The following is a 23183-nucleotide window of genomic DNA, read 5'->3' on the forward strand; positions in this document are numbered from 1 at the left end:
GCGAACTGGTGCGCCTGCTGGCGCATGCCGAACCCCGGCAAATGAACATGTACGCGGTCTACGCATCACGCAAACACATGCCGGCGGCCCTGCGCAGCATGCTCGACTTCCTGGTGCTGCGCTTCCCCGAAGAGCCGGCCTGGGACAAGGGCCTCTGACCCCGATAAGACGGCTGAATACCCAGGCAACACCCTGGCCGCGAACGGGTAAGTGGCCATGGCTGATCCAGGTGGCTGATCTATGCTGATAACAGTACCTTCGCATGCGCGCGGGTATTCGTTCAGAGGTGCTTGCCATGAACATCAGAAACAAGAAGATACCTGGCCATTTTCGTCACCTGCACCGCGACCCTGGCGCTCTACGGAACCGCGGCCTATCGCGTCGAGCAGGCCCGCCAGCAGCCACGTATCTACGCCAGCTGCAACGTCGACCAATGCATCCCGCATAACGCGACCCTCAACGCCCTGAAATGATCCAGGTGCGCGGCCTTCAGCCCTCGTGATCGCTCTTTCAAGCGGTCGCGGAAGGCCTTGGGCGAGATCCCGACCCGGCGGCGGAACAGCCGGGTGAAGTTGGTGGGGTCGGAAAAGCCCAGGACGTCGGAAATCTCGTAGATCGTCATGCTGGTGTAGGTCAGCAGCCGCTTGGCTTCCAGCAGCTGGCGCTCATGCATGATCTGCAAGGCCGGCTGGCCTGCCAGTTCGCGGCAAGTGCCGTTGAGGTGGGAAACGGAAATCCCCAGCTTGTGCGCCAGGTCCTCGACCTTCACATGCTCGCGGTAGTGGGTTTCCACCAGCTGGATGTACCCATTGAAATACTCCCGTGCCCGCTGCGGTCGCTGGCTGGCGCTGCGGCGACGGATCGCCTGGCGGCCGACCCACACCATGATCACGCTGACCAGCGAATGCATGAGCATGTCGCGCGCCGGTTCGCGCCCCAGGTATTCGCCCTGGAGCTGGGCAAACAGGCCGTTCAGGTAATCGCCATCGGCGCCGGCCGGGTAACTCTCGGCCGTGGCCAGGGCGTTCACCGAGTGGCCCAATTGGGATTGCAGATGGGCCATCATGGCGCCGCCAGCGTCACCACATAACCGTCGATGTCCGCGGAAAAACGAAAGCCGTGTACCGACAAGGGCGGCAGGATCTGCAACGCCGACTCCCCCAGCAACGTGCGCTGGCCTTCGACCTCGAGCTCGGCCTGCCCGCGGTGCACAAACAGTAACTGGCAGAGATCGGCATGCCGGTGCGGCTTGATTTCCCATTGATGCTCGCGGCTGCGCTGGGAAATGGTTTCGCAATGCAGCAGGTCCGGCGTCGGCCAGTCCAGGCTTTCCCCATAGAGCTTGAACACCGGAATTGAAGGCAGGGCTGGCTTATTCATAACTGCAATCCAGGACGCTGGGTGACGGGCGATAATCGCACCGATTGGTGAAATGAACAGACATCGGCTCAGTTTTCACCTTCAACTGACAGCATCACAAGTGAAAAATGCAGGCACTCGAAACATAAAAATCACTCAGCGAACCTGTTCGCGTGACGCTTGCGAGCCATAAAAACAATGAAAACCCTGAAAACTCAAGTCGCCATCATTGGCGCTGGTCCCTCCGGACTGCTGCTCGGCCAACTGCTGCACAAGGCCGGTATCGACACCCTGATCGTTGAACGCCAAACCCCGGATTACGTACTCGGACGCATCCGCGCCGGGTCCTGGAACAAGGCATGGTCGACCTTCTGCGCCAGGCCGGGGTCATGGACGCGAGGGCCTGGTGCACGGCGGTTTCGAGCTGGCCCTGGACGGCCGTCGGGTGGCCATCGACCTGCATGCCCTCACCGGCGGCAAGAGCGTGATGATCTACGGCCAGACCGAAGTCACCCGCGACCTGATGCACGCCCGGCAAGCCATCGGCGCCCGCACCCTGTACCAGGCCGACAAGGTGCAGCCCCACAACCTGCACGGCGAGCAGCCCTACCTGACCTTCGACTACCAGGGCGAACCCCATCGCCTGGAGTGCGACTACATTGCCGGCTGCGATGGGTTCCATGGCGTCGCCCGGCAAGCGATCCCGGCCGAGAAGCTCAAGGTGTTCGAACGGGTCTATCCGTTCGGCTGGCTGGGCATTCTCGCCGACACCCCGCCGGTGCACGACGAACTGGTCTATGCCCGCCACGAACGCGGCTTTGCCCTGTGCAGCATGCGGTCGACCACCCGCACTCGCTACTACCTGCAGGTGCCGGCGGATGAGAACGTCGCGGACTGGTCCGATCAGCGTTTCTGGGACGAGCTCAAGACGCGCCTGCCCGAGGCGCTGGCCGAGCGCCTGGTGACCGGTCCTTCGATCGAGAAAAGCATCGCGCCGCTGCGCAGCTTCGTGGTCGAGCCGATGCAATACGGACGGCTGTTCCTGGTCGGCGACGCCGCCCACATCGTGCCGCCCACCGGAGCCAAGGGCCTGAATCTGGCCGCCAGCGACGTCAGCACCCTGTTCAACATCCTGCTCAAGGTCTACCGCGAACAACGCATCGACCTGTTGGAGAAGTACTCGCAGATCTGCCTGCGGCGGATCTGGAAAGCCGAGCGCTTCTCCTGGTGGATGACCGCGATGTTGCATCGTTTCCCCGATGCCGACGACTTCAGCCAACGTATCGCCGAATCGGAACTGGACTACTTCGTCGACTCCGAAGCCGGGCGCAAAACCATTGCAGAAAATTACGTCGGGCTTCCTTACGAGGCTATCGAATAGGAGCCTATCGAGTACACTGGCGAGCATTCCCGCTCGCCTTGCTCCCCGCGGGTCAATCACTGCCCGCAGGTTCTGTCGTGACTCATCCCAATCAGCCTGGCCAGCCCAAACCGGCCCTGCGCAGCGTCCTGATCGCGCTGATGCTGGCGATCTTTCTCGGCGCCCTGGACCAGACCATCGTCGCCGTCTCCATGCCCGCGATCTCCGCGCAATTCAAGGACGTCAGCCTGCTGGCCTGGGTGATCTCCGGCTACATGGTGGCCATGACCGTGGCTGTGCCGATCTACGGCAAGCTCGGCGATCTCTATGGGCGACGCAAGCTGATGCTGTTCGGCATGGGCCTGTTCACCTTGGCGTCGTTGTTCTGCGGCATGGCCCAAAGCATGGAGCAGCTGGTGCTGGCGCGGATCTTCCAGGGCATCGGCGCCGGCGGAATGATCTCGGTGAGCCAGGCGATCATCGGCGACATCGTCCCGCCTCGCGAGCGCGGGCGTTACCAGGGTTACTTCAGCAGTATGTACGCGGCGGCCAGCGTCGCCGGCCCGGTGCTCGGCGGCTACATGACCGAGTACCTGTCCTGGCGCTGGGTGTTCCTGATCAACCTGCCCCTGGGCCTGGGCGCCTGGCTGATTGCCCGGCGCAACCTGCTGGGGCTGCCGATTCCGCAACGCAAACCGATCATCGACTACCTCGGCACGCTGCTGATGATCGTCGGCCTGACCGCCCTGCTGCTGGCGATCACTCACTTCGGCCAGGGCCACGCCTGGCGCAGTCGCGAAGTAGCAGGCCTGCTGGTCGGCGCCGTGATCGTCCTGGCCCTGTTCGCCTGGCACGAACGACGCACCGTGGAACCGCTGCTGCCCATGCACCTGTTCAGCAACCGCAACGCCATGCTGTGCTGGTGCACCGTGTTCTTCACCAGTTTCCAGTCCATCTCGCTGGTGGTGTTGATGCCACTGCGCTTCCAGAGCGTCACCGGCGCCGGCGCCGACAGCGCGGCGTTGCACCTGCTGCCCCTGGCCATCGGCCTGCCAATCGGCGCCTACTGCGCCGGGCGCATGACTTCAGTGACCGGGCGCTACAAACCGATGATCCTTGGCGGTGCCCTGCTGATGCCGCTGAGCATTCTCGGCATGGCCTTCAGCCCGCCCCAGGCGGTGCTGCTGAGCAGCCTGTTCATGCTGCTCAGCGGGATTGCTTCCGGCATGCAGTTCCCGACGTCCCTGGTGGGCAGCCAGAACTCGGTGGAACAACGGGACATCGGCGTCGCCACCAGCACCACCAACCTGTTCCGCTCCCTCGGCGGCGCAGTGGGCGTGGCCCTGATGTCGGCACTGTTGCTGGCGCTGTTACAGGACTCCAGCTTCGCCCAGTTGAGCGGTTCGACGCTGATCGGCGAAGGCTCGGGCAGTGTACTGCTAGACGGCCTGAACGCCGCGCCGGGTTCGGAGCAGCAAGCCTTGCGCGCAGAACTGCTGCTGACCTTCCAGCACTTGCTGATGGTCAGCGCGGCAGTGTCGCTGTTGGGGCTGGCGGCGGCGCTGGCAATGCCCAACGCCGTGCTGCGCGGGCGCGAAGAGAAGGTCAGGCAGGCCCGCGGTTGACGCTATCGCGGGCACGCTCGCTCCTACAGAAAATCGTGCGTTTGCAGGAGCGAGCGTGCTCGCGATCGGTCCTCAAGGGCTGTAATACCCCACCGCCACCAGGAAGTGTCCGGCCTTGCGCAGGTAGGCATGCTTGTCTTCGACCCTGGACGTCACCGGGTTCTTCCAGCGGTATTCGTATTCGCCCTGATCCTGCTTGGCCATCAACGCCAGGATCGGTTCGCCCACCGGTTTACCGTCCGGGTCCTTGACCTTGCCGAAGTCGGTATTGATCAGCCGCAAGTTGGTGCCGTGGGCCACGTAGCGCTGGTTGTCCAGGTCGACCACGAACACATACAGGTCGTCTTGCAGGAAGCCGCCCTTGAGCGAGTTGATCGCCGTCAGCGTGCCCTTCTCGTCCTTGACCAACTCACTCGCGGCCTTGTCCAGCAAGGCCTTGGCCTGCTCGGCGGAAGCCCGTGGCAGGTAATAGCCGACCGCGAGAATCCGCTGGCCAATGCGCTGGAAATACACATGCTTGCGCTCGACCTTGCCGTCGGCCCAGTTCTGCCAGCGGTATTCGGCTTGCTGGATGCCATTGCCCTCGGGAATCTTCAAGGCATCCTTGAACGCCTTTTGCAGGTCCGGGCCGAGGACTTCGGACACATCGCGGCCGATCAGCGCCGATGACGGCCCGCCACTGGCGAGCATCACGCCCTGGGTGTCGACCACGAACACATAACGGTCCTTGTCGACGAACTCGCCCTGCCGGCTGAACGCGGCGAACGCCTTGTCTCCCTGATCGTGGTAGTAAGCCAGGGCCTTCTCCAGCAGGGCCTTGGCCGCCGTGGCATCGTCCGCCGCCGTCGCCGCCTGCGCCTGGCTGAAACACAACATCAGCAGCCAGCCCCACCCAATGGTCTTCAGCAATACCCTCATTGCACATCCCCCGTTCTTGTTGGTGTTTCAAGAGCGTAGACGGCTACGGGATATGGTCGAGTATTCAGGCCACGCAGGGGGAGGTGAAACGAAACCCGCGGCCTTCCCACGCGAGAAGTGGGAAGGCCGCCTAGGTCAGGGACGGGTATTGAGCTGCTGTTGCAGGTTCTGGATCTGGCTCTGCAGGGTATTGATGTTGCGGGTGACCTGGCCGCGGAACGCGTCGAACTCGGCGGTGTTGGTAGCGCCCTGGGCGGTAGCGGGACGGTTGTCCTGCTGGCTCTTGAGCACGATCATGTCCTGCTCCAGACGTTCGATGGCGGCGCTCGGGTTGCCCTGTTTCTTCAAGGCGGCGATCTCGGTGTTCAAGCTCTTGAACTGAGCATCGACCTTGCTGGTGTCGGCCGGTGCGCTTTTCAGCGCGGTCAGTTCGGCGTTCAAGGTTTTCACCTGCGCCTGCAACTGGCTGTTGGCCGCCTGCTGTTCGGTGGCCAGGGTGTTCATCTGGGCCAGGCGCTTGTCCAGGTCCGTGGCCTGCCCGGCCACGCCTTGCTGCTGCTTGTTCTGGTCCTGCAGGCGGGTTTCCAGTTGCTTGAGTTGCAGCTTCAAGGCCTCGCTGTCGCTGTTGACGCTGGACTGGCTGGCCACCACCTTGCCGGAAATATCCTGCAGGCGCCCCGCCGCTTCCTCGCTGATCCGGGCAAAACTTTCCTGGGTCGCAACCAGTTGCTGCTCCATCAGCGAGATCTGCTGGAAGCTCCACCAGGCCAGGCCGATGAAGGCGAAGAACAAGGCTCCGACCAGCGCCCACAACGGCCCGGCGCTCGGTGCCTTGACCTTGGCCGCGGGCGCGCTGCACGAGTGCACCGAAGTGCGCTCGCGCGCCGCCGCCGTGGTCGGAAAATCATCGTCGAGGGTATCGGCACGCAGGCTTGGAACATCGTCGAAGTCGTCGTTGGCATCGTTACGCATGGGGCAACCTTTCTAAAACTGCAGTAATCGCTGAATGCGGCGAGTATAAACCGCTGGATTGACCCTGAACCCCGCACTCGGTTCAGTGTTTGTTTTCAGCCTATGTCCTGAGCCTTCCACCAATTGCAAAACTCATCCAGGGCCGCCCACAGGCTGACCTTTGGCTCGTAGTCCAGATAATGCCGGGCGCGGCTGATATCCAGGGTGAAATTCTTGTTCATGACCTGCATGCCCAGGCGCGACAGGGTCGGCTCCGGACGGCCCGGCCAGAGTTTGCAGAAGCCTTCGTTGAGGGCCGCCACGCTGTAGGCCAGGCCAAAGGAACGGTGGCGCGTGACCTGCGGCACATTCATCTGGCGCATCACGTAGTTCACCACGTCCCACAGCGGCACCGGTGCACCGTTGCTGATGTTGTAGGCCTTGCCCAGGGCCGAGCCGCTGGCCAGCAGGCTGCTGAGCAAGGCTTCGTTGAGGTTCTGCACGCTGGTGAAGTCGACCTTGTTCAGGCCGTTGCCAATGATCGCCAGGCGACCCTTGCGCTGCATCCTCAACAGGCGCGGAAAAATGCTCATGTCGCCGGCGCCGGTGACAAAACGCGGGCGCAGCGCCAGCACTTCCAGGCCGAACTCCTGGGCGCCGAACACCTTCTGCTCCGCCAGGTATTTGGTCGCTGCATACGGGTGCTTGAAGCGCTTGGGCACCTGTTCCTCGGTCAGCCCCAGGTGATCGCGACCGTCGAAATAGATCGACGGCGACGACAGGTGCACCAGGCGCCGGACATTGCGCTTTAGGCAGGCCTCGACGACGTTTTCCGTGACCTGCACGTTGCCCTGGTGGAAGTCCTGGTAACGCCCCCAGAGCCCTACGGCGCCCGCGCAGTGCACCACCGCGTCGACATCACGGCACAGGTCGCGCACCAGGTCCGCATCGCTCAAGTCACCCTGGACGAACTCGGCCCCGCGCCGCACCAGATGTTCGACACCTTCGGCCCGGCGTCCGTTGACCCGCACATCGAGGCCCTGTTCAAGGGCAAAACGCGCGAAGCGTCCGCCAATGAAGCCGCTTGCGCCGGTGACCAGAATTTTCATGACGTGCTCCGATTGCTTTCGTGTTTCATACCTGCCGCGCCCTGTACCGCGGGAAGTATTGCGTGAGGGTATTGCCTGATGCCTTGACGCCTCCCGTCAGGCCAACGGCACCAGCCATTGCGCTGAAGAACGTACCAGGCGCTCGGTGAGCAGGCCCAGCAGTTGGCCACCATTGCGCCAATGATGCCAGTACAGCGGCACATCGATCGGCTTATCAGGCAACAACTCCACCAGCACACCCCGCTCCAACTGGTCGCGCACCTGCAGCTCGGGCACCAGGCCCCAGCCCAGTCCGGCCTCGGTCAAGCGGATAAAGCCTTCGGACGAGGGGCACAGGTGATGCTCGAAACCGCCGTCGACGCCCAACGCCGCCAGATAGCGATGCTGCAGAAAATCGTCCGGACCGAACACCAGGGCCGGCGTGCGCGCCAGCCGCTCGGCTTTCACGCCTTGAGGAAAATGCCGCGCCAGGAACGCCGGGCTGGCCAGGGCGCGGTAGCGCATAGCGCCGAGCAACACACTGCGGGCCCCCGCCACCGGCCGCTCGCTGGCACAAACACAAGCGGCCACTTCCCCGGCACGCATGCGCTTGAGGCCCACGGTCTGGTCTTCGACCACCAGGTCCATGAGTACCTGCTGCTCGGCACAGAAGTCGCCCACCGCATCGGCCCACCAGGTCGCCAGGCTGTCGGCGTTGAGGGCTATGCGCAAACGCTCCGGCACGCCTTCTTCGTCCAACGCCGGCACCTGGCTCTGCAGGTCGCGCTCGAGCAGGCGTACCTGCTGCACATGGTTGAGCAGGCGCCGGCCGATGTCCGTCGGCGCCGGCGGCGTGACTCGCACCAGCACCGGCTGGCCGACCCGCGCCTCGAGTAACTTGATCCGCTGGGAGATGGCCGATTGCGATAGCCCCAGCACCTGCGCCGCGCGCTCGAACCCGGCCTGCTCGATCACCGCGGCCAGGGCGGAAAGCAACTTGTAGTCGAACATCAGTTTTCCTAATGAGCGATCAGTAATATTGGTTTTTCTTATACAGCCTGCGACCGGAGAATAGCCAGCATGCTTTCTCCTTCAAGGACCTTTTTCATGGCTGGCGAAACCGCCCTCGATACCCTGCTGCGCAGCATGAGCCCGCAGCTCAACCGCGGCGACTACGTGTTCTGCTCCATCGCCGACCGCGCGCTGCTTGACGACTGCGAAGTCCTGGGCAGCTTTCGCGAACAGGAAGGACTCACGGTGATCCTCGAGCGCCAGCAAGCCGAACGGCTGGGGCTGGGTTTCGACTACGTCGCGGCCTGGATCACCCTCAACGTGCATTCGGCCCTGGAAGCCGTCGGCCTGACCGCCGCCTTCGCCAGTGCCCTGGGCAAAGCCGGGATCAGTTGCAACGTGATCGCCGGTTACTACCACGATCACCTGTTTGTAGGAAAAGCCGATGCCGAACGCGCCATGGACGTGTTGCGGCAATTGGCGGCGGGCGAGGAGTAAACGACATGTGGCAAAGCTACGTTAACGGGCTGCTGGTAGCGGCCGGGCTGATCATGGCCATCGGCAGCCAGAACGCTTTTGTCCTGGCCCAGAGCCTGCGGCGCGAACACCATCTGCCGGTGGCGGTGCTGTGCGTGACCTGCGATGCCTTGCTGGTGGCGGCCGGGGTCTTCGGCCTGGCCACCGTGCTGGCGCAGAACCCGACACTGCTGGCGATTGCCCGCTGGGGCGGCGCCGCGTTCCTGATCTGGTACGGCAGCCTGGCGCTGCGTCGCGCCTGTTCGAGACAGAGCCTGCAACAGGGCGAAAACCAGACCGTGCGTTCGCTGCGTGCGGTACTGCTCAGTGCCCTGGCGGTGACCCTGCTCAACCCTCACGTGTACCTGGACACGGTGCTGCTGATCGGCTCGCTGGGCGCCCAGCAGACCGAACCCGGCGCCTACGTGGTCGGGGCGGCCAGCGCCTCGTTGCTGTGGTTCTTCACCCTGGCCCTGGGCGCCGCCTGGCTGGCTCCCTGGCTGGCCCGCCCAAGCACCTGGCGCATTCTCGATCTGCTGGTGGCGGTGATGATGTTCAGCGTGGCGTTTCAACTCGTCTCCTCTGCCGCATGATTGACTCCAAAAGGCTCTGGAACCTCTATCCCACACAGTTGTTGCGTGGTTAAGCCGCACCCCCGGTGCTATGATCCGAACCCTGCGCCGCAAAGAGTACAAACTCCCCGGCGCTTGTCTGGCCGCCCGTGATCGGCCTTGCGCTCACCGCAACTGACCTGATTAGGAGAATCATCATGGCTTTCGAATTGCCGCCGCTGCCTTACGCACACGATGCCCTGCAGCCGCACATTTCCAAGGAAACCCTGGAATACCACCACGACAAGCACCACAACACCTATGTCGTGAACCTGAACAACCTGGTGCCAGGCACCGAGTTCGAAGGCAAAACCCTGGAAGAGATCGTCAAGTCTTCCTCGGGCGGTATCTTCAACAACGCCGCTCAGGTCTGGAACCACACCTTCTACTGGAACTGCCTGGCGCCAAACGCCGGCGGCCAACCAACCGGCGCCCTGGCGGAAGCCATCAACGCAGCGTTCGGTTCGTTCGACAAGTTCAAGGAAGAGTTCACCAAGACTTCCGTCGGCACCTTCGGTTCCGGTTGGGGCTGGCTGGTGAAAAAGGCTGACGGTTCCCTGGCCCTGGCCAGCACCATCGGCGCCGGTAACCCGCTGACCAGCGGCGACACCCCGCTGCTGACCTGCGACGTCTGGGAACACGCCTACTACATCGACTACCGCAACGTTCGTCCGAAGTACGTCGAAGCGTTCTGGAACCTGGTCAACTGGAAATTCGTGGCCGAGCAATTCGAAGGCAAGACCTTCGTCGCCTAAGCCCGTTTGCAGTCAGAAAAACCCGGCATTGCCGGGTTTTTTTCGTTATGGGCAAAGGTCGAACTGACCGCATCGGCTCAGCGCGCTCACCTGTATTCAGGTATAAAGTACCGTCCACCCCTCAAGTTGCAAGGCCTCGCTACCGACATATAACCGATAAGCGCAGATAGGCTGAATCCTGGTATTCCAGCCAAGCCTGAAGCTGAAATATCCTGGGCATGATTGTCCCTTTGACTGCCACCACGGGATTGCCAATACTCATGGCAACTTGACGCTACACGCACGGAACAAGGAATAACCCTTTGAAGCTGGAACTCAAAAACAGCTTGTCGGTGAAGTTGCTCCGGGTTGTGCTGTTGTCGGCACTGATAGTGGGCGTGGTCTTGAGCTGCGCACAGATCGTCTTCGATGCCTACAAGACTCGGCAGGCGGTCGCTAACGATGCCCAGCGCATTCTCGACATGTTTCGCGACCCATCGACCCAAGCGGTCTACAGCCTGGATCGGGAAATGGGCATGCAAGTCATCGAAGGCCTGTTCCAGGACGACGCCGTGCGTATGGCCTCTATTGGCCACCCCAACGAAACCATGCTCGCGGAAAAAACCCGCGACCTGCAGAAATCCCCCAGCCGCTGGCTGACCGACCTGATCCTCGGCCAGGAGCGCACCTTCACCACCCAACTGGTCGGTCGTGGCCCCTACAGCGAATACTACGGCGACCTGAGCATCACCCTCGACACGGCCACCTATGGCCAGGGGTTCATCGTCAGCTCGGTGATCATTTTCGTTTCCGGCGTACTACGCGCCCTGGCCATGGGCCTGGTGCTGTACCTGGTTTACCACTGGCTGCTGACCAAGCCGCTGTCGCGCATCATCGAACACCTGACCACCATCAATCCGGACCGTCCCAGCGAGCACCAGATTCCCTTGCTCAAGGGCCACGAGCGAAACGAACTGGGGATCTGGATCAACACCGCCAACCAGTTGCTGGCCTCGATCGAACGCAACACCCACCTGCGCCATGAAGCGGAAAACAGCCTGCTGCGCATGGCCCAATACGACTTCCTCACCGGTCTGCCCAACCGCCAACAGTTGCAACAGCAACTGGACAAGATCCTGGTCGACGCCGGCCGCTTGCAACGCCGGGTCGCGGTGCTCTGCGTTGGCCTCGACGACTTCAAGGGCATCAACGAGCAATTCAGCTACCAGACCGGCGACCAATTGCTGCTGGCCCTGGCCGATCGCCTGCGGGGCCACAGCGGCCGTCTCGGCGCCCTCGCCCGTCTCGGCGGCGACCAGTTCGCCCTGGTCCAGGCCGATATCGAACAACCCTACGAAGCGGCGGAGCTGGCCCAGAGCATTCTCGACGACCTGGAAGCGCCGTTCGCCCTCGACCATCAGGAAATCCGCCTGCGCGCCACCATCGGCATCACCCTGTTCCCGGAAGACGGCGACAGCACCGAGAAACTGCTGCAGAAAGCCGAACAGACCATGACCCTGGCCAAGAGCCGGTCGCGCAACCGCTATCAGTTCTACATCGCCAGCGTCGACAGCGAGATGCGCCGGCGCCGCGAGCTGGAAAAAGACCTGCGCGAAGCCCTGACCCGCGAACAGTTCCACCTGGTCTACCAGCCGCAGATCAGCTATCGCGATCATCGGGTGGTCGGGGTCGAGGCGCTGATTCGCTGGCAGCACCCGGAACACGGGTTCGTCCCGCCGGACCTGTTCATTCCCCTGGCCGAGCAGAACGGCACCATCATCGCCATCGGCGAATGGGTGCTGGACCAGGCATGCCGCCAACTGCGCGAATGGCATGACCTGGGCTTCAGCGACCTGCGCATGGCGGTCAACCTGTCTACCGTGCAACTGCACCACGCCGAGCTGCCGCGGGTGGTCAACAACCTGCTGCAGATCTACCGCCTGCCGCCGCGCAGCCTGGAGCTGGAAGTCACCGAAACCGGCCTGATGGAAGACATCAGCACCGCCGCCCAGCACCTGCTCAGCCTGCGTCGCTCCGGCGCGCTGATCGCCATCGACGACTTCGGCACCGGTTACTCGTCCCTGAGTTACCTCAAGAGCCTGCCGCTGGACAAGATCAAGATCGACAAGAGCTTCGTCCAGGACCTGCTGGACGACGATGACGACGCGACCATCGTCCGGGCCATCATCCAGCTGGGCAAAAGCCTGGGCATGCAGGTGATCGCCGAAGGCGTGGAAACCGCCGAGCAGGAGGCCTACATCATCTCCGAGGGCTGCCACGAAGGTCAGGGTTATCACTACAGCAAACCCCTGCCGGCACGGGAGTTGAGCGCCTACCTGAAACAGGCCCAGCGCAGCAACGCGGCCATCCTCTGAAGCACTGATTCCGCGCATAGGCTTGATCCAGCGCAATCGCTGGTTGAATGGGAAATATTTCCAGGTACAACTCTTTACACATAATGCAAATCTTTCGCATTATGTCGCAGTTTTGCGCGCCCCCGCGCCAGTCCACCCCTCTCTCGAAGCAGGATGTTCGCCATGATTCGTATGCCTCTGGCTACCGCCAGTCTGTTGGCCATCGCTATTTCCCTCGCCGGTTGCGGCGAAGGCAAAGACAAGGCTGCCGCGCCACAAGCCGCTACCCCGGCCTCCAGCACCGCAGCCCCCGCCGCGCCTGCCGCCGGCAAGGTCGATGAAGCGGCTGCCAAGGCTGTCGTCGCGCATTACGCCGACATGGTCTTCGCCGTCTACAGCGATGCCGAATCCACCGCGAAGACCCTGCAGACCGCGATCGACGCGTTCCTCGCCAAACCCAACGCCGACACCCTGAAAGCCGCCAAGGCTGCCTGGGTTGCCGCTCGCGTGCCTTACCTGCAGAGCGAAGTGTTCCGTTTCGGCAACACCATCGTCGACGACTGGGAAGGCCAGGTGAACTCCTGGCCGCTGGACGAAGGCCTGATCGACTACGTCGACAAGTCCTACGAGCATGCGCTGGGCAACCCGGGCGCCACCGCCAACATCATCGCCAACACTGAAGTCCAGGTCGGCGAAGACAAGGTCGACGTGAAAGACATCACCCCGGAAAAACTCGCCAGCCTCAACGAGCTGGGCGGTTCCGAGGCCAACGTCGCCACCGGCTACCACGCCATCGAATTCCTGCTCTGGGGCCAGGACCTGAACGGCACCGGCCCTGGCGCCGGCAACCGTCCGGCCTCCGACTACCTGGAAGGCGCCGGCGCCACCGGCGGCCACAACGAGCGTCGTCGCGCCTACCTGAAGGCCGTGACCCAACTGCTGGTCAGCGACCTGGAAGAAATGGTCGGCAACTGGAAGCCGAACGTGGCCGACAACTACCGCGCCACCCTGGAAGCGGAACCGGCTGAAAGCGGCCTGCGCAAGATGCTGTTCGGCATGGGCAGCCTGTCCCTGGGCGAACTGGCGGGCGAGCGCATGAAGGTTTCCCTGGAAGCCAACTCCCCTGAAGACGAGCAGGACTGCTTCAGCGACAACACCCACAACTCGCATTTCTACGACGCCAAGGGCATCCGCAACGTCTACCTGGGCGAGTACACCCGCGTCGACGGCACCAAGCTGACCGGTGCCAGCCTGTCGTCGCTGGTGGCGAAAGTCGACCCGGCCGCCGACACCGCGCTGAAAAACGATCTGGCCGCTACCGAAGCCAAGATCCAGGTCATGGTCGACCACGCCAACAAGGGCGAGCACTACGACCAGCTGATCGCCGCCGGCAACGACGCGGGCAACCAGATCGTGCGTGACGCCATCGCCGCGCTGGTCAAGCAGACCGGCTCGATCGAACAGGCCGCGGGCAAGCTGGGCATCAGCGACCTGAACCCGGACAACGCCGATCACGAATTCTGATCGCCGCTGCTCCCATGAAAAGGCGACCTTCGGGTCGCCTTTTTTGTGCCGCCTACATTCCCTGTGGCTTTCGCCCAGGTTGTCCCACGTCAAGCGGAACGATAATTCCTCTTATTCAAACTCCCCCGCCCTGTTAGACTTTGCGCCTTTGTTTGCCCGTCTCGCAGGATATCCGATGCCCCCGTCGCTGCTTCGCTGGTCAGTGCTGCTCATGGCCTTGAGCCTGAGTGCCTGCGACGACGCCCCGCGCTTTACCAAGGCCGAGCCGGGCGAAGCGCGTTCCGGCGGTGCGGCGACCGTGCGCAAGAGCGACCAGAACGCCTTTTCCATGCCGTCGGCCAACCTGTCGCCGACCCGCCGCCTGGACTTCAGCGTTGGCAACAGTTTCTTCCGCAGCCCCTGGGTGATCGCGCCGTCGACCACCACCGCCCGCGACGGCCTGGGTCCGCTGTTCAACACCAACGGCTGCCAGAACTGCCATATCAAGGACGGCCGTGGCCACCCGCCCACGCCCGACTCGGACAATGCCGTGTCGATGCTGGTGCGCCTGTCGATCCCCAATGAACCGGCCTATGCCAAGGTCATCGAGCAGCTGGGCGTCGTGCCCGAGCCGGTGTACGGCGGACAGTTCCAGGACATGGCGGTGCCCGGCGTCGCCCCGGAAGGCAAGGTCCGGGTCGAGTACGAACCGCAGACCGTACGCTTCAAGGACGGCAGCGAAGTCGAACTGCGCAGGCCCAAGTTGCAGATCACCCAGCTCGGCTACGGCCCGATGCATCCCGACACCCGCTTCTCGGCGCGCGTGGCGCCGCCGATGATCGGCCTGGGCCTGCTCGAGGCCATTCCCGAGGCAGCGATCCTGGCCAATGCCCAAGCCCAGGCCAAGGCCGGCAACGGCATCGCCGGGCGACCGAACCGGGTCTGGGACGACGCGCAACAGAAGACCGTGCTCGGACGTTTTGGCTGGAAAGCCGGGCAACCCAACCTCAATCAACAAAATGTTCACGCGTTCTCTGGTGATATGGGCCTGACCACCTCCCTGAGACCCTTCGATGACTGCACCGACGCCCAGACCGCCTGCAAGCAAGCCCCTAACGGCAACGGCCCGGACGGCGAACCGGAAGTCAGCGACAACATCCTGCGCCTGGTGCTGTTCTACAGCCGCAACCTGGGGGTGCCGGCGCGGCGCGACGTCGACTCGCCACAGGTCCTGGCCGGCAAGAACCTGTTCCACCAGGCGGGCTGCCAGTCTTGCCATACGCCGCAATTCACCACCGCCGCCGACGCCGCGGAACCCGAGTTGGCCAATCAAGTGATCCGCCCCTACAGCGACCTGCTGCTGCACGACATGGGCGACGGCCTGGCCGACAACCGCAGTGAATTCCAGGCCGGCGGCCGCGACTGGCGTACGCCGCCGCTGTGGGGCATCGGCCTGACGCAGACGGTCAGCGGCCACACCCAGTTCCTGCATGACGGTCGCGCCCGCAACCTGCTCGAAGCCGTGCTCTGGCACGGCGGCGAAGCCCAGGCGGCGCAGCAACAGGTTCTATCCTTCAACGCCGAGCAGCGCGCCGCGCTGCTGGCATTCCTGAATTCTCTTTAACGCCTTCTTACAAGAAACGGGAGCCCGACCATGTTCCGTCCCAAGCTGTTGTTCACCAGCCTTGCCGCACTCGCCCTGGGCGCCTGCTCGCCGCAGGACCCACAAGCCGTGACCTCGGCGGCCATCGCCAAACAGGTGATCCTGCCGACCTACAGCCGCTGGGTCGACGCCGACCGCCAACTGGCGATCAGCGCCCTGGCCTTCTGTGAAGGCAAGCAAAACCTGGACACCGCCCGCGCCGACTTCCTGCACGCGCAGAAAGCCTGGGCCGAGCTGCAACCGCTGCTGATTGGCCCGCTGGCCGAGGGCAACCGCTCCTGGCAGGTGCAGTTCTGGCCGGACAAGAAGAACCTGGTCGGCCGTCAGGTCGAGCAACTGGTCACCGCTACGCCGCAGATCGATGCCGCCGCCCTGGCCAAGTCCAGCGTCGTGGTGCAGGGCCTGTCGGCCTACGAGTACATCCTCTTCGACAGCAAGATCGACATGGCCAACAGCGAGCAGAAAGCCCGCTACTGCCCGCTGCTGACCGCGATCGGCGAACGCCAGAAGCAACTGGCCGAAGAGATCCTGTCGCGCTGGAACAGCAACGACGGCATGCTCGCGCAGATGAGCAAGTTCCCCAACCAGCGTTACGCCGACTCCCATGAGGCCATCGCCGACCTGCTGCGGGTCCAGGTCACCGCGCTGGACACCCTGAAGAAAAAACTCGGCACGCCAATGGGCCGTCAGAGCAAGGGCATTCCACAGCCGTTCCAGGCCGATGCCTGGCGCAGCCAGTCGTCCATGCAGAGCCTGGAAGCCAGCCTCGCTGCGGCCCAGACCGTCTGGGCCGGGGTCGACAACAAGGGCCTGCGCGGCCTGCTGCCGGCCGAGCAAAAGCCGCTGGCTGACAAGATCGACGCCGCCTACGCCGCCTCGCTGAAACTCTTCGCCAGCACCCAACGCTCGCTGACCGAACTGCTGGCCGACGACGCCGGCCGCCAGCAACTGAACGACATCTACGACAGCCTCAACGTCGTCCACCGCCTGCACGAAGGCGAGCTGGCCAAGGCGCTGGGCATCCAACTGGGCTTCAACGCCAACGACGGTGACTGATCATGCTGCGACGTCAGGCTTTGGCACTCGGCAGCCTGCTGCTGAGCGCCGTCACGCTGGGTGGCTGGACCCTGTTCAAGCACAAGGACCAAGGCCCGCTACTGCTCTCGGCGCGCGATGACGGCGACGGCAAGCACTACGCGGTCGGCTATCGCCTGGACGGCAAGCCAGTGTTCGCCACCCAGGTCGGCCAACGCTGCCATGACATCATCAACCACCCGACATTGCCGATCGCCTTGTTCGTCGCCCGACGCCCGGGCACCGAAAGCTACCTGATCGACCTGCGCGACGGCGCCTTGCTGCAAACCCTGGTCTCGCAGCCGAACCGGCACTTCTACGGCCACGCGGTGATCCACAAGAGCGGCGACTGGCTGTACGCCACCGAGAACGATACCCGCGACCCCGGCCGTGGCCTGCTCGGCGTGTACCGTTTCGAGGGTGAGCGCCTGGTGCACAGCGGCGAGATCCCGACCCACGGCATCGGCCCGCACCAGGTGTCGTGGCTGCCGGACGGCGAGACCCTGGTGGTGGCCAACGGCGGTATTCGCACCGAGGCCGAAAGCCGCGTGGAAATGAACCTCAACGCCATGGAGCCGAGCCTGGTACTGATGCAGCGCGACGGCACCCTGCTGAGCAAGGAAACCCTGGCCCAGCAGATGAACAGCGTGCGCCACATGGGGATTGCCGGCGATGGCACCATCGTCACCGGCCAACAGTTCATGGGCGATGCCCACGAGTCGTCGCAACTGCTGGCGATCAAGCGGCCGGGACAGCCGTTCCAGGCGTTCCCGGTGGCCGAACACCAGTTGCAGGCGATGGGGCACTACACGGCGAGCGTGGCCGTACACAGCGACCTGCGCCTGGTGGCCCTCACCGCGCCGCGCGGCAACCGCTTTTTCATCTGGGACCTGGACAGCGCCGAAGTGCGCCTGGACGCTCCCCTGCCGGACTGTGCCGGCGTGGGCGCGGTGGCGGACGGTTTTGTCGTGACCTCGGGCCAGGGGCGTTGCCGCTTCTACGACTGCCGGCAGAAACAACTGGTGGCAAAACCCCTGGATCTACCGGCAGGGCTCTGGGACAACCATTTGCACCTGGTCTAGTTTTCGCCCCCGTACAAGATCGGAAAAAGGGACTCCAGATAACCGGATTGTCATCTGGAAGCCCCCGGAAAGTCGGAGTAATGTCCCCGGCTATCTGCTTCGTTTTCCCCGCGTCGTTTTCCAAGGAACCGGAATATGCTGCGTCGCCGCCTGCTCATCATGTTGGGTGTCGTCCTGCTGATCGTGCTGTTGCTGGCGGGCTACAAGGCCCTCTCCATCTATCGGCAGATCCAGCTGTTCTCGGCGCCCAAGCCGCCGATCAGCGTGGCCGTGGCCACGGCTCGCGAACAACCCTGGCAAAACCGCCTGCCCACGGTCGGTACCCTCAAGGCCCTGCAGGGGGTCGACCTGCGCCTGGAAGTGGCCGGAACCGTCAAGGAACTGCAATTCGAGTCCGGGCAGAAGGTCAAGGCCGGGCAAGCGCTGCTGCAACTCGACAGCGCCGTGGAAAGCGCCCTGCTGGAAACCGCCCAGGCCGACCTGGGCCTATCCCAGCTGGACTTCGGCCGCGGTAGCCAATTGGTGGGCAGCCAGGCGATTTCCCGCGGCGAATACGATCGCTTGTCGGCGCAATTGCAAAAGAACAAGGCCACGGTCAACCAGCTCAAGGCCGCGCTGGCGAAAAAACGCATGCTCGCGCCCTTCAGCGGCACCGTCGGCATCCGCCAGGTGGATGTCGGCGACTACCTGGCCAGCGGCACGGTGATCGCCACCCTGCAGGACCTCAGCAGCCTGTACGTGGACTTCTTCGTCCCGGAACAGGCCGTGCCGAAAATCGCCCTGGGCCAGCCGGTCGAGGTGACGGTCTCGGCCTATCCGGCGGAACGCTTCGACGCCACCATCAGCGCCATCAACCCCAAGGTCGAGGACAGCACGCGCAATGTGCAGGTCCGCGCCACCCTGGCCAACCCCGACGGCAAGTTGCTGCCGGGGATGTTCGCCAACCTGCAGGTGCTGCTGCCCGATCCGCGGCCTCGGGTGGTGGTGCCGGAAAGCGCCATTACCTACACCCTGTACGGCAACTCGCTGTACGTGGTGAGCGAGAAAAAGGCCGCCGACGGCAGCACGGAAAAGGACGCCAAGGGTCAGCCGGTACTGATCGCCGAACGGCGCTTCATCGAGACCGGCGAACGGCGCAACGGCCTGGTGCTGATCAACAAGGGCCTGAGCGACGGCGAACAGGTGGTGAGCGCCGGGCAGATCAAGCTGGACCATGGCGTCCACATCGCCATCACCCCGGACAAAATGCTGCCCGCCGAGCAGAACCGCCCGCCACGCGCGAACTGATCGAGGAACCCCCATGGCCTTTACCGATCCGTTCATCCGCCGTCCGGTACTGGCCACCGTGGTCAGCCTGCTGATCGTGCTGCTGGGCTTGCAGGCCTGGAGCAAACTGCCGCTGCGCCAGTACCCGCAAATGGAAAACGCCCTGATCACGGTAACCACCGCCTATCCCGGGGCCAACGCCGAGACCATCCAGGGCTACATCACCCAGCCGATGCAACAGAGCCTGGCCAGCGCCGAGGGCATCGACTACATGACCTCGGTCAGCCGCCAGAACTTTTCGGTGATTTCGATCTATGCCCGCATCGGCTCCAACAGCGACCGCCTGACCACCGACCTGCTGGCCAAGGCCAACGAGGTGAAGAACAAGCTGCCCCAGGACGCCGAGGACCCGGTGCTGCGCAAGGAGGCCGCCGACGCCTCGGCGCTGATGTACATCAGTTTCTTCAGCCAGGAATTGAACAACCCGCAGATCACCGACTACTTGTCGCGGGTGATCCAGCCGAAGCTGGCGACCCTGCCGGGCATGGCCGAGGCCGAGATCCTCGGCAACCAGGTATTCGCCATGCGCCTGTGGCTGGACCCGGTCAAGCTCGCCGGCTACGGCCTGAGCGCCAGCGACGTGAGCAACGCGGTGCGCCAGTACAACTTCCTGTCCGCGGCCGGCGAGGTCAAGGGCGAGTACGTGGTCACCAGCATCAATGCCAACACCGAGCTGAAATCCGCCGAAGCCTTCGCCGCCATCCCTTAAGGACCGCGGGCGACAGCCGGGTACTGCTCAGCGACGTGGCCCGGGTGGAGATGGGCGCGGAGAACTACAACGCCATCAGCTCCTTCGGCGGCATCCCCTCGGTGTACATCGGCATCAAGGCGACGCCCGGTGCCAACCCGCTGGAAGTGATCAAGGAAGTGCGCAAGATCATGCCCGAGCTTGAGGCCCAGCTGCCGCCCAACCTCAAGTCCGAGATTGCCTACGACGCCACGCTGTTCATCCAGGCCTCGATCAACGAAGTGCTGAAGACCCTGTTCGAAGCCGTGCTGATCGTGATCGTGGTGGTGTTCCTGTTCCTTGGCGCGCTGCGTTCGGTGGTGATCCCGGTGGTCACCATTCCCCTGTCGATGATCGGCGTGATGTTCTTCATGCAACTGATGGGCTACTCGATCAACCTGCTGACCCTGCTGGCGATGGTGCTCGCCATCGGCCTGGTGGTGGACGACGCGATCGTGGTGGTGGAAAACATCCACCGGCACATGGAGGAAGGCAAGACGCCGCTGGACGCGGCCCTGGAAGGCGCCCGGGAAATCGCCATGCCGGTGGTGTCGATGACCATCACCCTGGCCGCGGTCTATGCCCCGATCGGTTTTTTACAGGGGCTCACCGGCGCGCTGTTCAAGGAGTTCGCCCTGACCCTGGCCGGCGCCGTGGTGATTTCCGGCATCGTCGCCCTGACCCTGTCGCCGATGATGTGCGCCCTGCTGCTGCGCCACGAACAGAACCCCAGCGGCCTGGCCTATCGCCTGGACCTGATCTTCGAGGGCCTCAAGCGGCGCTACCAACGCCTGCTGCACGGCACCCTCGACACACGGCCAGTGGTGCTGGTGTTCGCCCTGATCGTGCTGTGCCTGATCCCGGTCTTGCTCAAATTCACCAAGTCGGAGCTGGCTCCGGACGAAGACCAGGGCATCATTTTCATGATGGCCACCGCGCCCCAGCCGACCAACCTGGATTACCTCAACGCCTATACCGACGAGTTCCTGGAAATCTTCAAGGCGTTTCCCGAGTACTACTCGTCGTTCCAGATCAACGGCTTCAACGGCGTGCAATCGGGTATCGGCGGTTTCCTGCTCAAGCCCTGGAACGAACGCAAGCGCACGCAGATGCAGATCCTCCCGAAGTCCAGGGCAAGCTGACGAGCATCGCCGGGCTGCAGGTCTTCGGCTTCAACCTGCCGTCCCTGCCCGGCACCGGCGAAGGGCTGCCGTTCGCGTTCATCATCAACAGCGCCAACGATTACGAATCGCTGCTCGAGCTGTCTGAGCGGGTGAAGAAGCGCGCCATGGAGTCAGGCAAATTCGCCTTCGTCGATATCGACCTGGCGTTCGACAAGCCGGAGGTGGTGGTCGACATCGACCGGGCCAAGGCGGCGCAGATGGGCGTCTCGATGCAGGACCTGGGCGGCACCCTGGCGACCTTGCTCGGCGAGGCGGAAATCAACCGTTTCACCATCGACGGGCGCAGCTACAAGGTCATTGCCCAAGTCGAGCGGGCCTATCGCGACAACCCCGAGTGGCTGAGCAACTACTACGTGAAGAACACCAAGGGCGAGGCGCTGCCGCTGTCGACCCTGATCACCGTCAGCGATCGCGCCCGCCCGCGGCAACTCAACCAGTTCCAGCAACTCAACGCCGCGACCATTTCCGGTTTCCCGATCGTCAGCATGGGCGAGGCGATCGAGACGGTGCGCCGGATTGCCGAGGAAGAAGCGCCGCCCGGCTACGCCTTCGACTATGCCGGCGCTTCGCGTCAATTCGTCCAGGAAGGCAGCGCGCTGTGGGTGACGTTCGGCCTGGCGCTGGCAATCATTTTCCTGGTGCTGGCGGCGCAGTTCGAGAGTTTCCGCGATCCGGTGGTGATCCTGGTGACGGTGCCGCTGTCGATCTGCGGCGCCTTGATCCCACTGTTTCTCGGCTGGTCGAGCATGAATATCTATACCCAGGTCGGGCTGGTGACGCTGATCGGCCTGATCAGCAAGCACGGGATCCTGATCGTCGAGTTCGCCAACCAGCTGCGCAAGGACCAGGGGCTGACCCCGCGCGAGGCCGTGGAGGCGGCGGCCGCCATTCGCCTGCGGCCGGTACTGATGACCACCGCGGCGATGGTCTTCGGCATGGTGCCGCTGATCCTCGCCACCGGAGCCGGCGCGGTCAGCCGGTTCGACATCGGTACGGTGATCGCCACGGGGATGTCGATCGGCACCCTGTTCACCCTGTTCGTGCTGCCCTGCATCTACACCCTGCTGGCCAAGACAGAGCGATGATCGCCGCCAACAAAAAGGCCTCGCGATGCGAGGCCTTTTATCCGGGTTCGAGTGTCTTCAACTCTGTGGCTTCATTGCCTGAGTCAGGCCGAACATGAACAACAAAAGATCCTGATCGGGTCTGGCCGCCGCGGTTGTCTTGGGCACTTTGGCGACCCGTGGCAAAGGACAATGCGCCCCTGCCTGCGTACTGCTTAAAACCTCCGTGCGCGGCTGCTCCCAAGCCGCCACCGCCAAGGAGGCAACTGCCAAGGCTCCTACTAAAAAAATACCTCGAGCAATTTCTAGCTTCATCGCTATAAACCTTTGATAGCGCTGCCAAACGCCGTCTTATAAAAATAGTAGAGTTTGTCCCAGTCCGTGGCGTTCCACGACGAGTGGCGACGCAATTGTTTCATGTCGTGGGCCGCGGCCCGTTTAGCGCTCAGGCGCTGGCGGCATTTCTCGAAATCCAGCAGGGCGATAGCCACCTCTGCTGCGTCTCCTTCACCGCTGACCCGCACGAAAACGTGCTTGATATACAGGCAGCCATGCTGCCAGCGACCCTGGTGCATCCGCGCCAAGGTGGCCGCCAATTCCTTGAGCACTCGGTCGTGCAGCACCTCGCCATGACGTTCACGCTCGCCGGCGGCGTACCAGTGGTCGATCTCCACGAAACCGTCCAGCGCCTCGGTCACCAGCAAGGCACGCCACTGGCCCTGTGCATCCCGCTGGGCACCGCAGAATACCAGGTGCGGCACATTCACGTTGAGCCGGCTCAGGCCCTTGAGCGCATCCTGCTCGCGCAGCACCGTGGGGCGGCCGAAGGGGTGCAACCAACTGCGATAGATATGGCCGGTCTGGCGCTTGGCATACAGCACGCGCCCATCGGTGCCCGGAATACGTTGAACGCCACTTTCTCCGCCACGACGCCGGTTGGGCTCTTCGACCCACTCGCCCTGGCGACTCCAGAAGTGATCGAAACGGTCTGCGGCGGCGACTTCCATTTCCGGTGCACAATCAACGGCCATCC

General features: G+C 63.5%; 17 protein-coding genes and 4 pseudogenes. 14 read left to right on the top strand and 7 right to left on the bottom strand.

Annotated elements, in window-relative coordinates; genetic code table 11:
- Positions 1–158, top strand: a pseudogene (locus tag BTN82_RS31215) (LysR family transcriptional regulator); the annotation flags it as partial.
- A gap of 350 nt (positions 159–508) precedes the next feature.
- Here BTN82_RS31215 and BTN82_RS22970 read toward each other — a convergent pair.
- Positions 509–1380, bottom strand: a pseudogene (locus BTN82_RS22970) (helix-turn-helix domain-containing protein); the annotation flags it as partial.
- A gap of 186 nt (positions 1381–1566) precedes the next feature.
- Here BTN82_RS22970 and pobA point away from each other — a divergent pair.
- Positions 1567–2740, top strand: a pseudogene (pobA, locus tag BTN82_RS22975) (4-hydroxybenzoate 3-monooxygenase).
- Positions 2741–2817: 77 nt separating this feature from the next.
- On the top strand, positions 2818–4344 hold the full coding sequence (locus BTN82_RS22980; RefSeq protein WP_075121388.1) for an MDR family MFS transporter: 1527 nt from the start codon (positions 2818–2820) through the stop codon (positions 4342–4344).
- Between the two features lie 72 nt (positions 4345–4416).
- Here BTN82_RS22980 and BTN82_RS22985 read toward each other — a convergent pair whose 3' ends face one another.
- The 4 genes from BTN82_RS22985 to BTN82_RS23000 all read right to left on the bottom strand — a co-directional run bounded on the left by BTN82_RS22985 (position 4417) and on the right by BTN82_RS23000 (position 8312).
- Positions 4417–5262, bottom strand: coding sequence for a cache domain-containing protein (locus tag BTN82_RS22985; protein WP_075121389.1), 846 nt, complete (start codon positions 5260–5262; stop codon positions 4417–4419).
- 135 nt (positions 5263–5397) lie between these two features.
- Positions 5398–6234, bottom strand: a complete 837-nt coding sequence (locus BTN82_RS22990) for an ATPase (RefSeq protein WP_075121390.1) — start codon at positions 6232–6234, stop codon at positions 5398–5400.
- Between the two features lie 95 nt (positions 6235–6329).
- The gene (locus tag BTN82_RS22995) at positions 6330–7322 is read right to left on the bottom strand and encodes an NAD-dependent epimerase/dehydratase family protein (RefSeq protein WP_075121391.1); all 993 of its coding nucleotides are present in this window, start codon (positions 7320–7322) and stop codon (positions 6330–6332) included.
- Between the two features lie 96 nt (positions 7323–7418).
- Positions 7419–8312 carry a LysR family transcriptional regulator ArgP gene (locus tag BTN82_RS23000; protein WP_075121392.1) on the bottom strand — a complete coding sequence of 298 codons (894 nt, stop codon included), beginning with the start codon at positions 8310–8312 and terminating at the stop codon, positions 7419–7421.
- A gap of 96 nt (positions 8313–8408) precedes the next feature.
- Between BTN82_RS23000 and BTN82_RS23005 the strand changes: the two genes are divergently transcribed.
- From BTN82_RS23005 to BTN82_RS31645, 11 genes and pseudogenes are all read left to right on the top strand, one after another.
- Entirely contained in the window at positions 8409–8810 is a 402-nt protein-coding gene (locus BTN82_RS23005) for an ACT domain-containing protein (protein ID WP_075121393.1), read from the top strand.
- Positions 8811–8815: 5 nt separating this feature from the next.
- Positions 8816–9421: a LysE/ArgO family amino acid transporter gene (locus BTN82_RS23010; RefSeq protein ID WP_075121394.1), complete on the top strand. Its 606-nt coding sequence runs from the start codon at positions 8816–8818 to the stop codon at positions 9419–9421.
- A 176-nt stretch (positions 9422–9597) separates the two neighbouring features.
- On the top strand, positions 9598–10194 hold the full coding sequence (locus BTN82_RS23015; protein ID WP_075121395.1) for a superoxide dismutase: 597 nt from the start codon (positions 9598–9600) through the stop codon (positions 10192–10194).
- A gap of 302 nt (positions 10195–10496) precedes the next feature.
- Positions 10497–12548 (top strand): putative bifunctional diguanylate cyclase/phosphodiesterase, encoded by a 2052-nt coding sequence (locus BTN82_RS23020; RefSeq protein WP_075121396.1) that lies wholly within the window; start codon positions 10497–10499, stop codon positions 12546–12548.
- Positions 12549–12710: 162 nt separating this feature from the next.
- Positions 12711–14051: an imelysin family protein gene (locus BTN82_RS23025; protein WP_075121397.1), complete on the top strand. Its 1341-nt coding sequence runs from the start codon at positions 12711–12713 to the stop codon at positions 14049–14051.
- A 175-nt stretch (positions 14052–14226) separates the two neighbouring features.
- A complete protein-coding gene (locus BTN82_RS23030) occupies positions 14227–15654 on the top strand; it encodes a di-heme oxidoredictase family protein (protein ID WP_075121398.1) in 1428 nt (475 codons plus the stop codon).
- Between the two features lie 30 nt (positions 15655–15684).
- Positions 15685–16749: an imelysin family protein gene (locus BTN82_RS23035; RefSeq protein WP_075121399.1), complete on the top strand. Its 1065-nt coding sequence runs from the start codon at positions 15685–15687 to the stop codon at positions 16747–16749.
- A gap of 2 nt (positions 16750–16751) precedes the next feature.
- On the top strand, positions 16752–17849 hold the full coding sequence (locus tag BTN82_RS23040) for a DUF1513 domain-containing protein (protein ID WP_075121400.1): 1098 nt from the start codon (positions 16752–16754) through the stop codon (positions 17847–17849).
- Positions 17850–17984: 135 nt separating this feature from the next.
- Positions 17985–19136, top strand: a complete 1152-nt coding sequence (locus BTN82_RS23045) for an efflux RND transporter periplasmic adaptor subunit (RefSeq protein WP_075121401.1) — start codon at positions 17985–17987, stop codon at positions 19134–19136.
- A gap of 13 nt (positions 19137–19149) precedes the next feature.
- Positions 19150–21044, top strand: a pseudogene (locus BTN82_RS31640) (efflux RND transporter permease subunit).
- Positions 21045–21079: 35 nt separating this feature from the next.
- Complete coding sequence (locus BTN82_RS31645) at positions 21080–22171, top strand: efflux RND transporter permease subunit (RefSeq protein WP_261793024.1); 1092 nt, start codon at positions 21080–21082, stop codon at positions 22169–22171.
- Between the two features lie 57 nt (positions 22172–22228).
- Here BTN82_RS31645 and BTN82_RS23055 read toward each other — a convergent pair whose 3' ends face one another.
- Both BTN82_RS23055 and BTN82_RS23060 read right to left on the bottom strand, forming a co-directional pair.
- Positions 22229–22465 carry a hypothetical protein gene (locus BTN82_RS23055; protein WP_075121402.1) on the bottom strand — a complete coding sequence of 79 codons (237 nt, stop codon included), beginning with the start codon at positions 22463–22465 and terminating at the stop codon, positions 22229–22231.
- Between the two features lie 2 nt (positions 22466–22467).
- Positions 22468–23181: a lipopolysaccharide kinase InaA family protein gene (locus BTN82_RS23060; RefSeq protein ID WP_075121403.1), complete on the bottom strand. Its 714-nt coding sequence runs from the start codon at positions 23179–23181 to the stop codon at positions 22468–22470.
- Positions 23182–23183: the final 2 nt, after the last annotated feature.

Source organism: Pseudomonas chlororaphis (genome assembly GCF_001921865.1).
Classification (GTDB): domain Bacteria; phylum Pseudomonadota; class Gammaproteobacteria; order Pseudomonadales; family Pseudomonadaceae; genus Aquipseudomonas; species Aquipseudomonas chlororaphis_D.

Excerpts from the sequence above, each read along its gene's own strand:
- BTN82_RS22985 (WP_075121389.1), bottom strand. The coding sequence starts at position 5,262 with ATGAGGGTATTGCTGAAGACCATTGGGTGGGGCTGGCTGCTGATGTTG.
- BTN82_RS22990 (WP_075121390.1), bottom strand. The coding sequence starts at position 6,234 with ATGCGTAACGATGCCAACGACGACTTCGACGATGTTCCAAGCCTGCGT.
- BTN82_RS22995 (WP_075121391.1), bottom strand. The coding sequence starts at position 7,322 with ATGAAAATTCTGGTCACCGGCGCAAGCGGCTTCATTGGCGGACGCTTC.
- BTN82_RS23000 (WP_075121392.1), bottom strand. The coding sequence starts at position 8,312 with ATGTTCGACTACAAGTTGCTTTCCGCCCTGGCCGCGGTGATCGAGCAG.
- BTN82_RS23005 (WP_075121393.1), top strand. The coding sequence starts at position 8,409 with ATGGCTGGCGAAACCGCCCTCGATACCCTGCTGCGCAGCATGAGCCCG.
- BTN82_RS23010 (WP_075121394.1), top strand. The coding sequence starts at position 8,816 with ATGTGGCAAAGCTACGTTAACGGGCTGCTGGTAGCGGCCGGGCTGATC.
- BTN82_RS23015 (WP_075121395.1), top strand. The coding sequence starts at position 9,598 with ATGGCTTTCGAATTGCCGCCGCTGCCTTACGCACACGATGCCCTGCAG.
- BTN82_RS23025 (WP_075121397.1), top strand. The coding sequence starts at position 12,711 with ATGATTCGTATGCCTCTGGCTACCGCCAGTCTGTTGGCCATCGCTATT.
- BTN82_RS23030 (WP_075121398.1), top strand. The coding sequence starts at position 14,227 with ATGCCCCCGTCGCTGCTTCGCTGGTCAGTGCTGCTCATGGCCTTGAGC.
- BTN82_RS23035 (WP_075121399.1), top strand. The coding sequence starts at position 15,685 with ATGTTCCGTCCCAAGCTGTTGTTCACCAGCCTTGCCGCACTCGCCCTG.
- BTN82_RS23040 (WP_075121400.1), top strand. The coding sequence starts at position 16,752 with ATGCTGCGACGTCAGGCTTTGGCACTCGGCAGCCTGCTGCTGAGCGCC.
- BTN82_RS23045 (WP_075121401.1), top strand. The coding sequence starts at position 17,985 with ATGCTGCGTCGCCGCCTGCTCATCATGTTGGGTGTCGTCCTGCTGATC.
- BTN82_RS23055 (WP_075121402.1), bottom strand. The coding sequence starts at position 22,465 with ATGAAGCTAGAAATTGCTCGAGGTATTTTTTTAGTAGGAGCCTTGGCA.
- BTN82_RS23060 (WP_075121403.1), bottom strand. The coding sequence starts at position 23,181 with ATGGCCGTTGATTGTGCACCGGAAATGGAAGTCGCCGCCGCAGACCGT.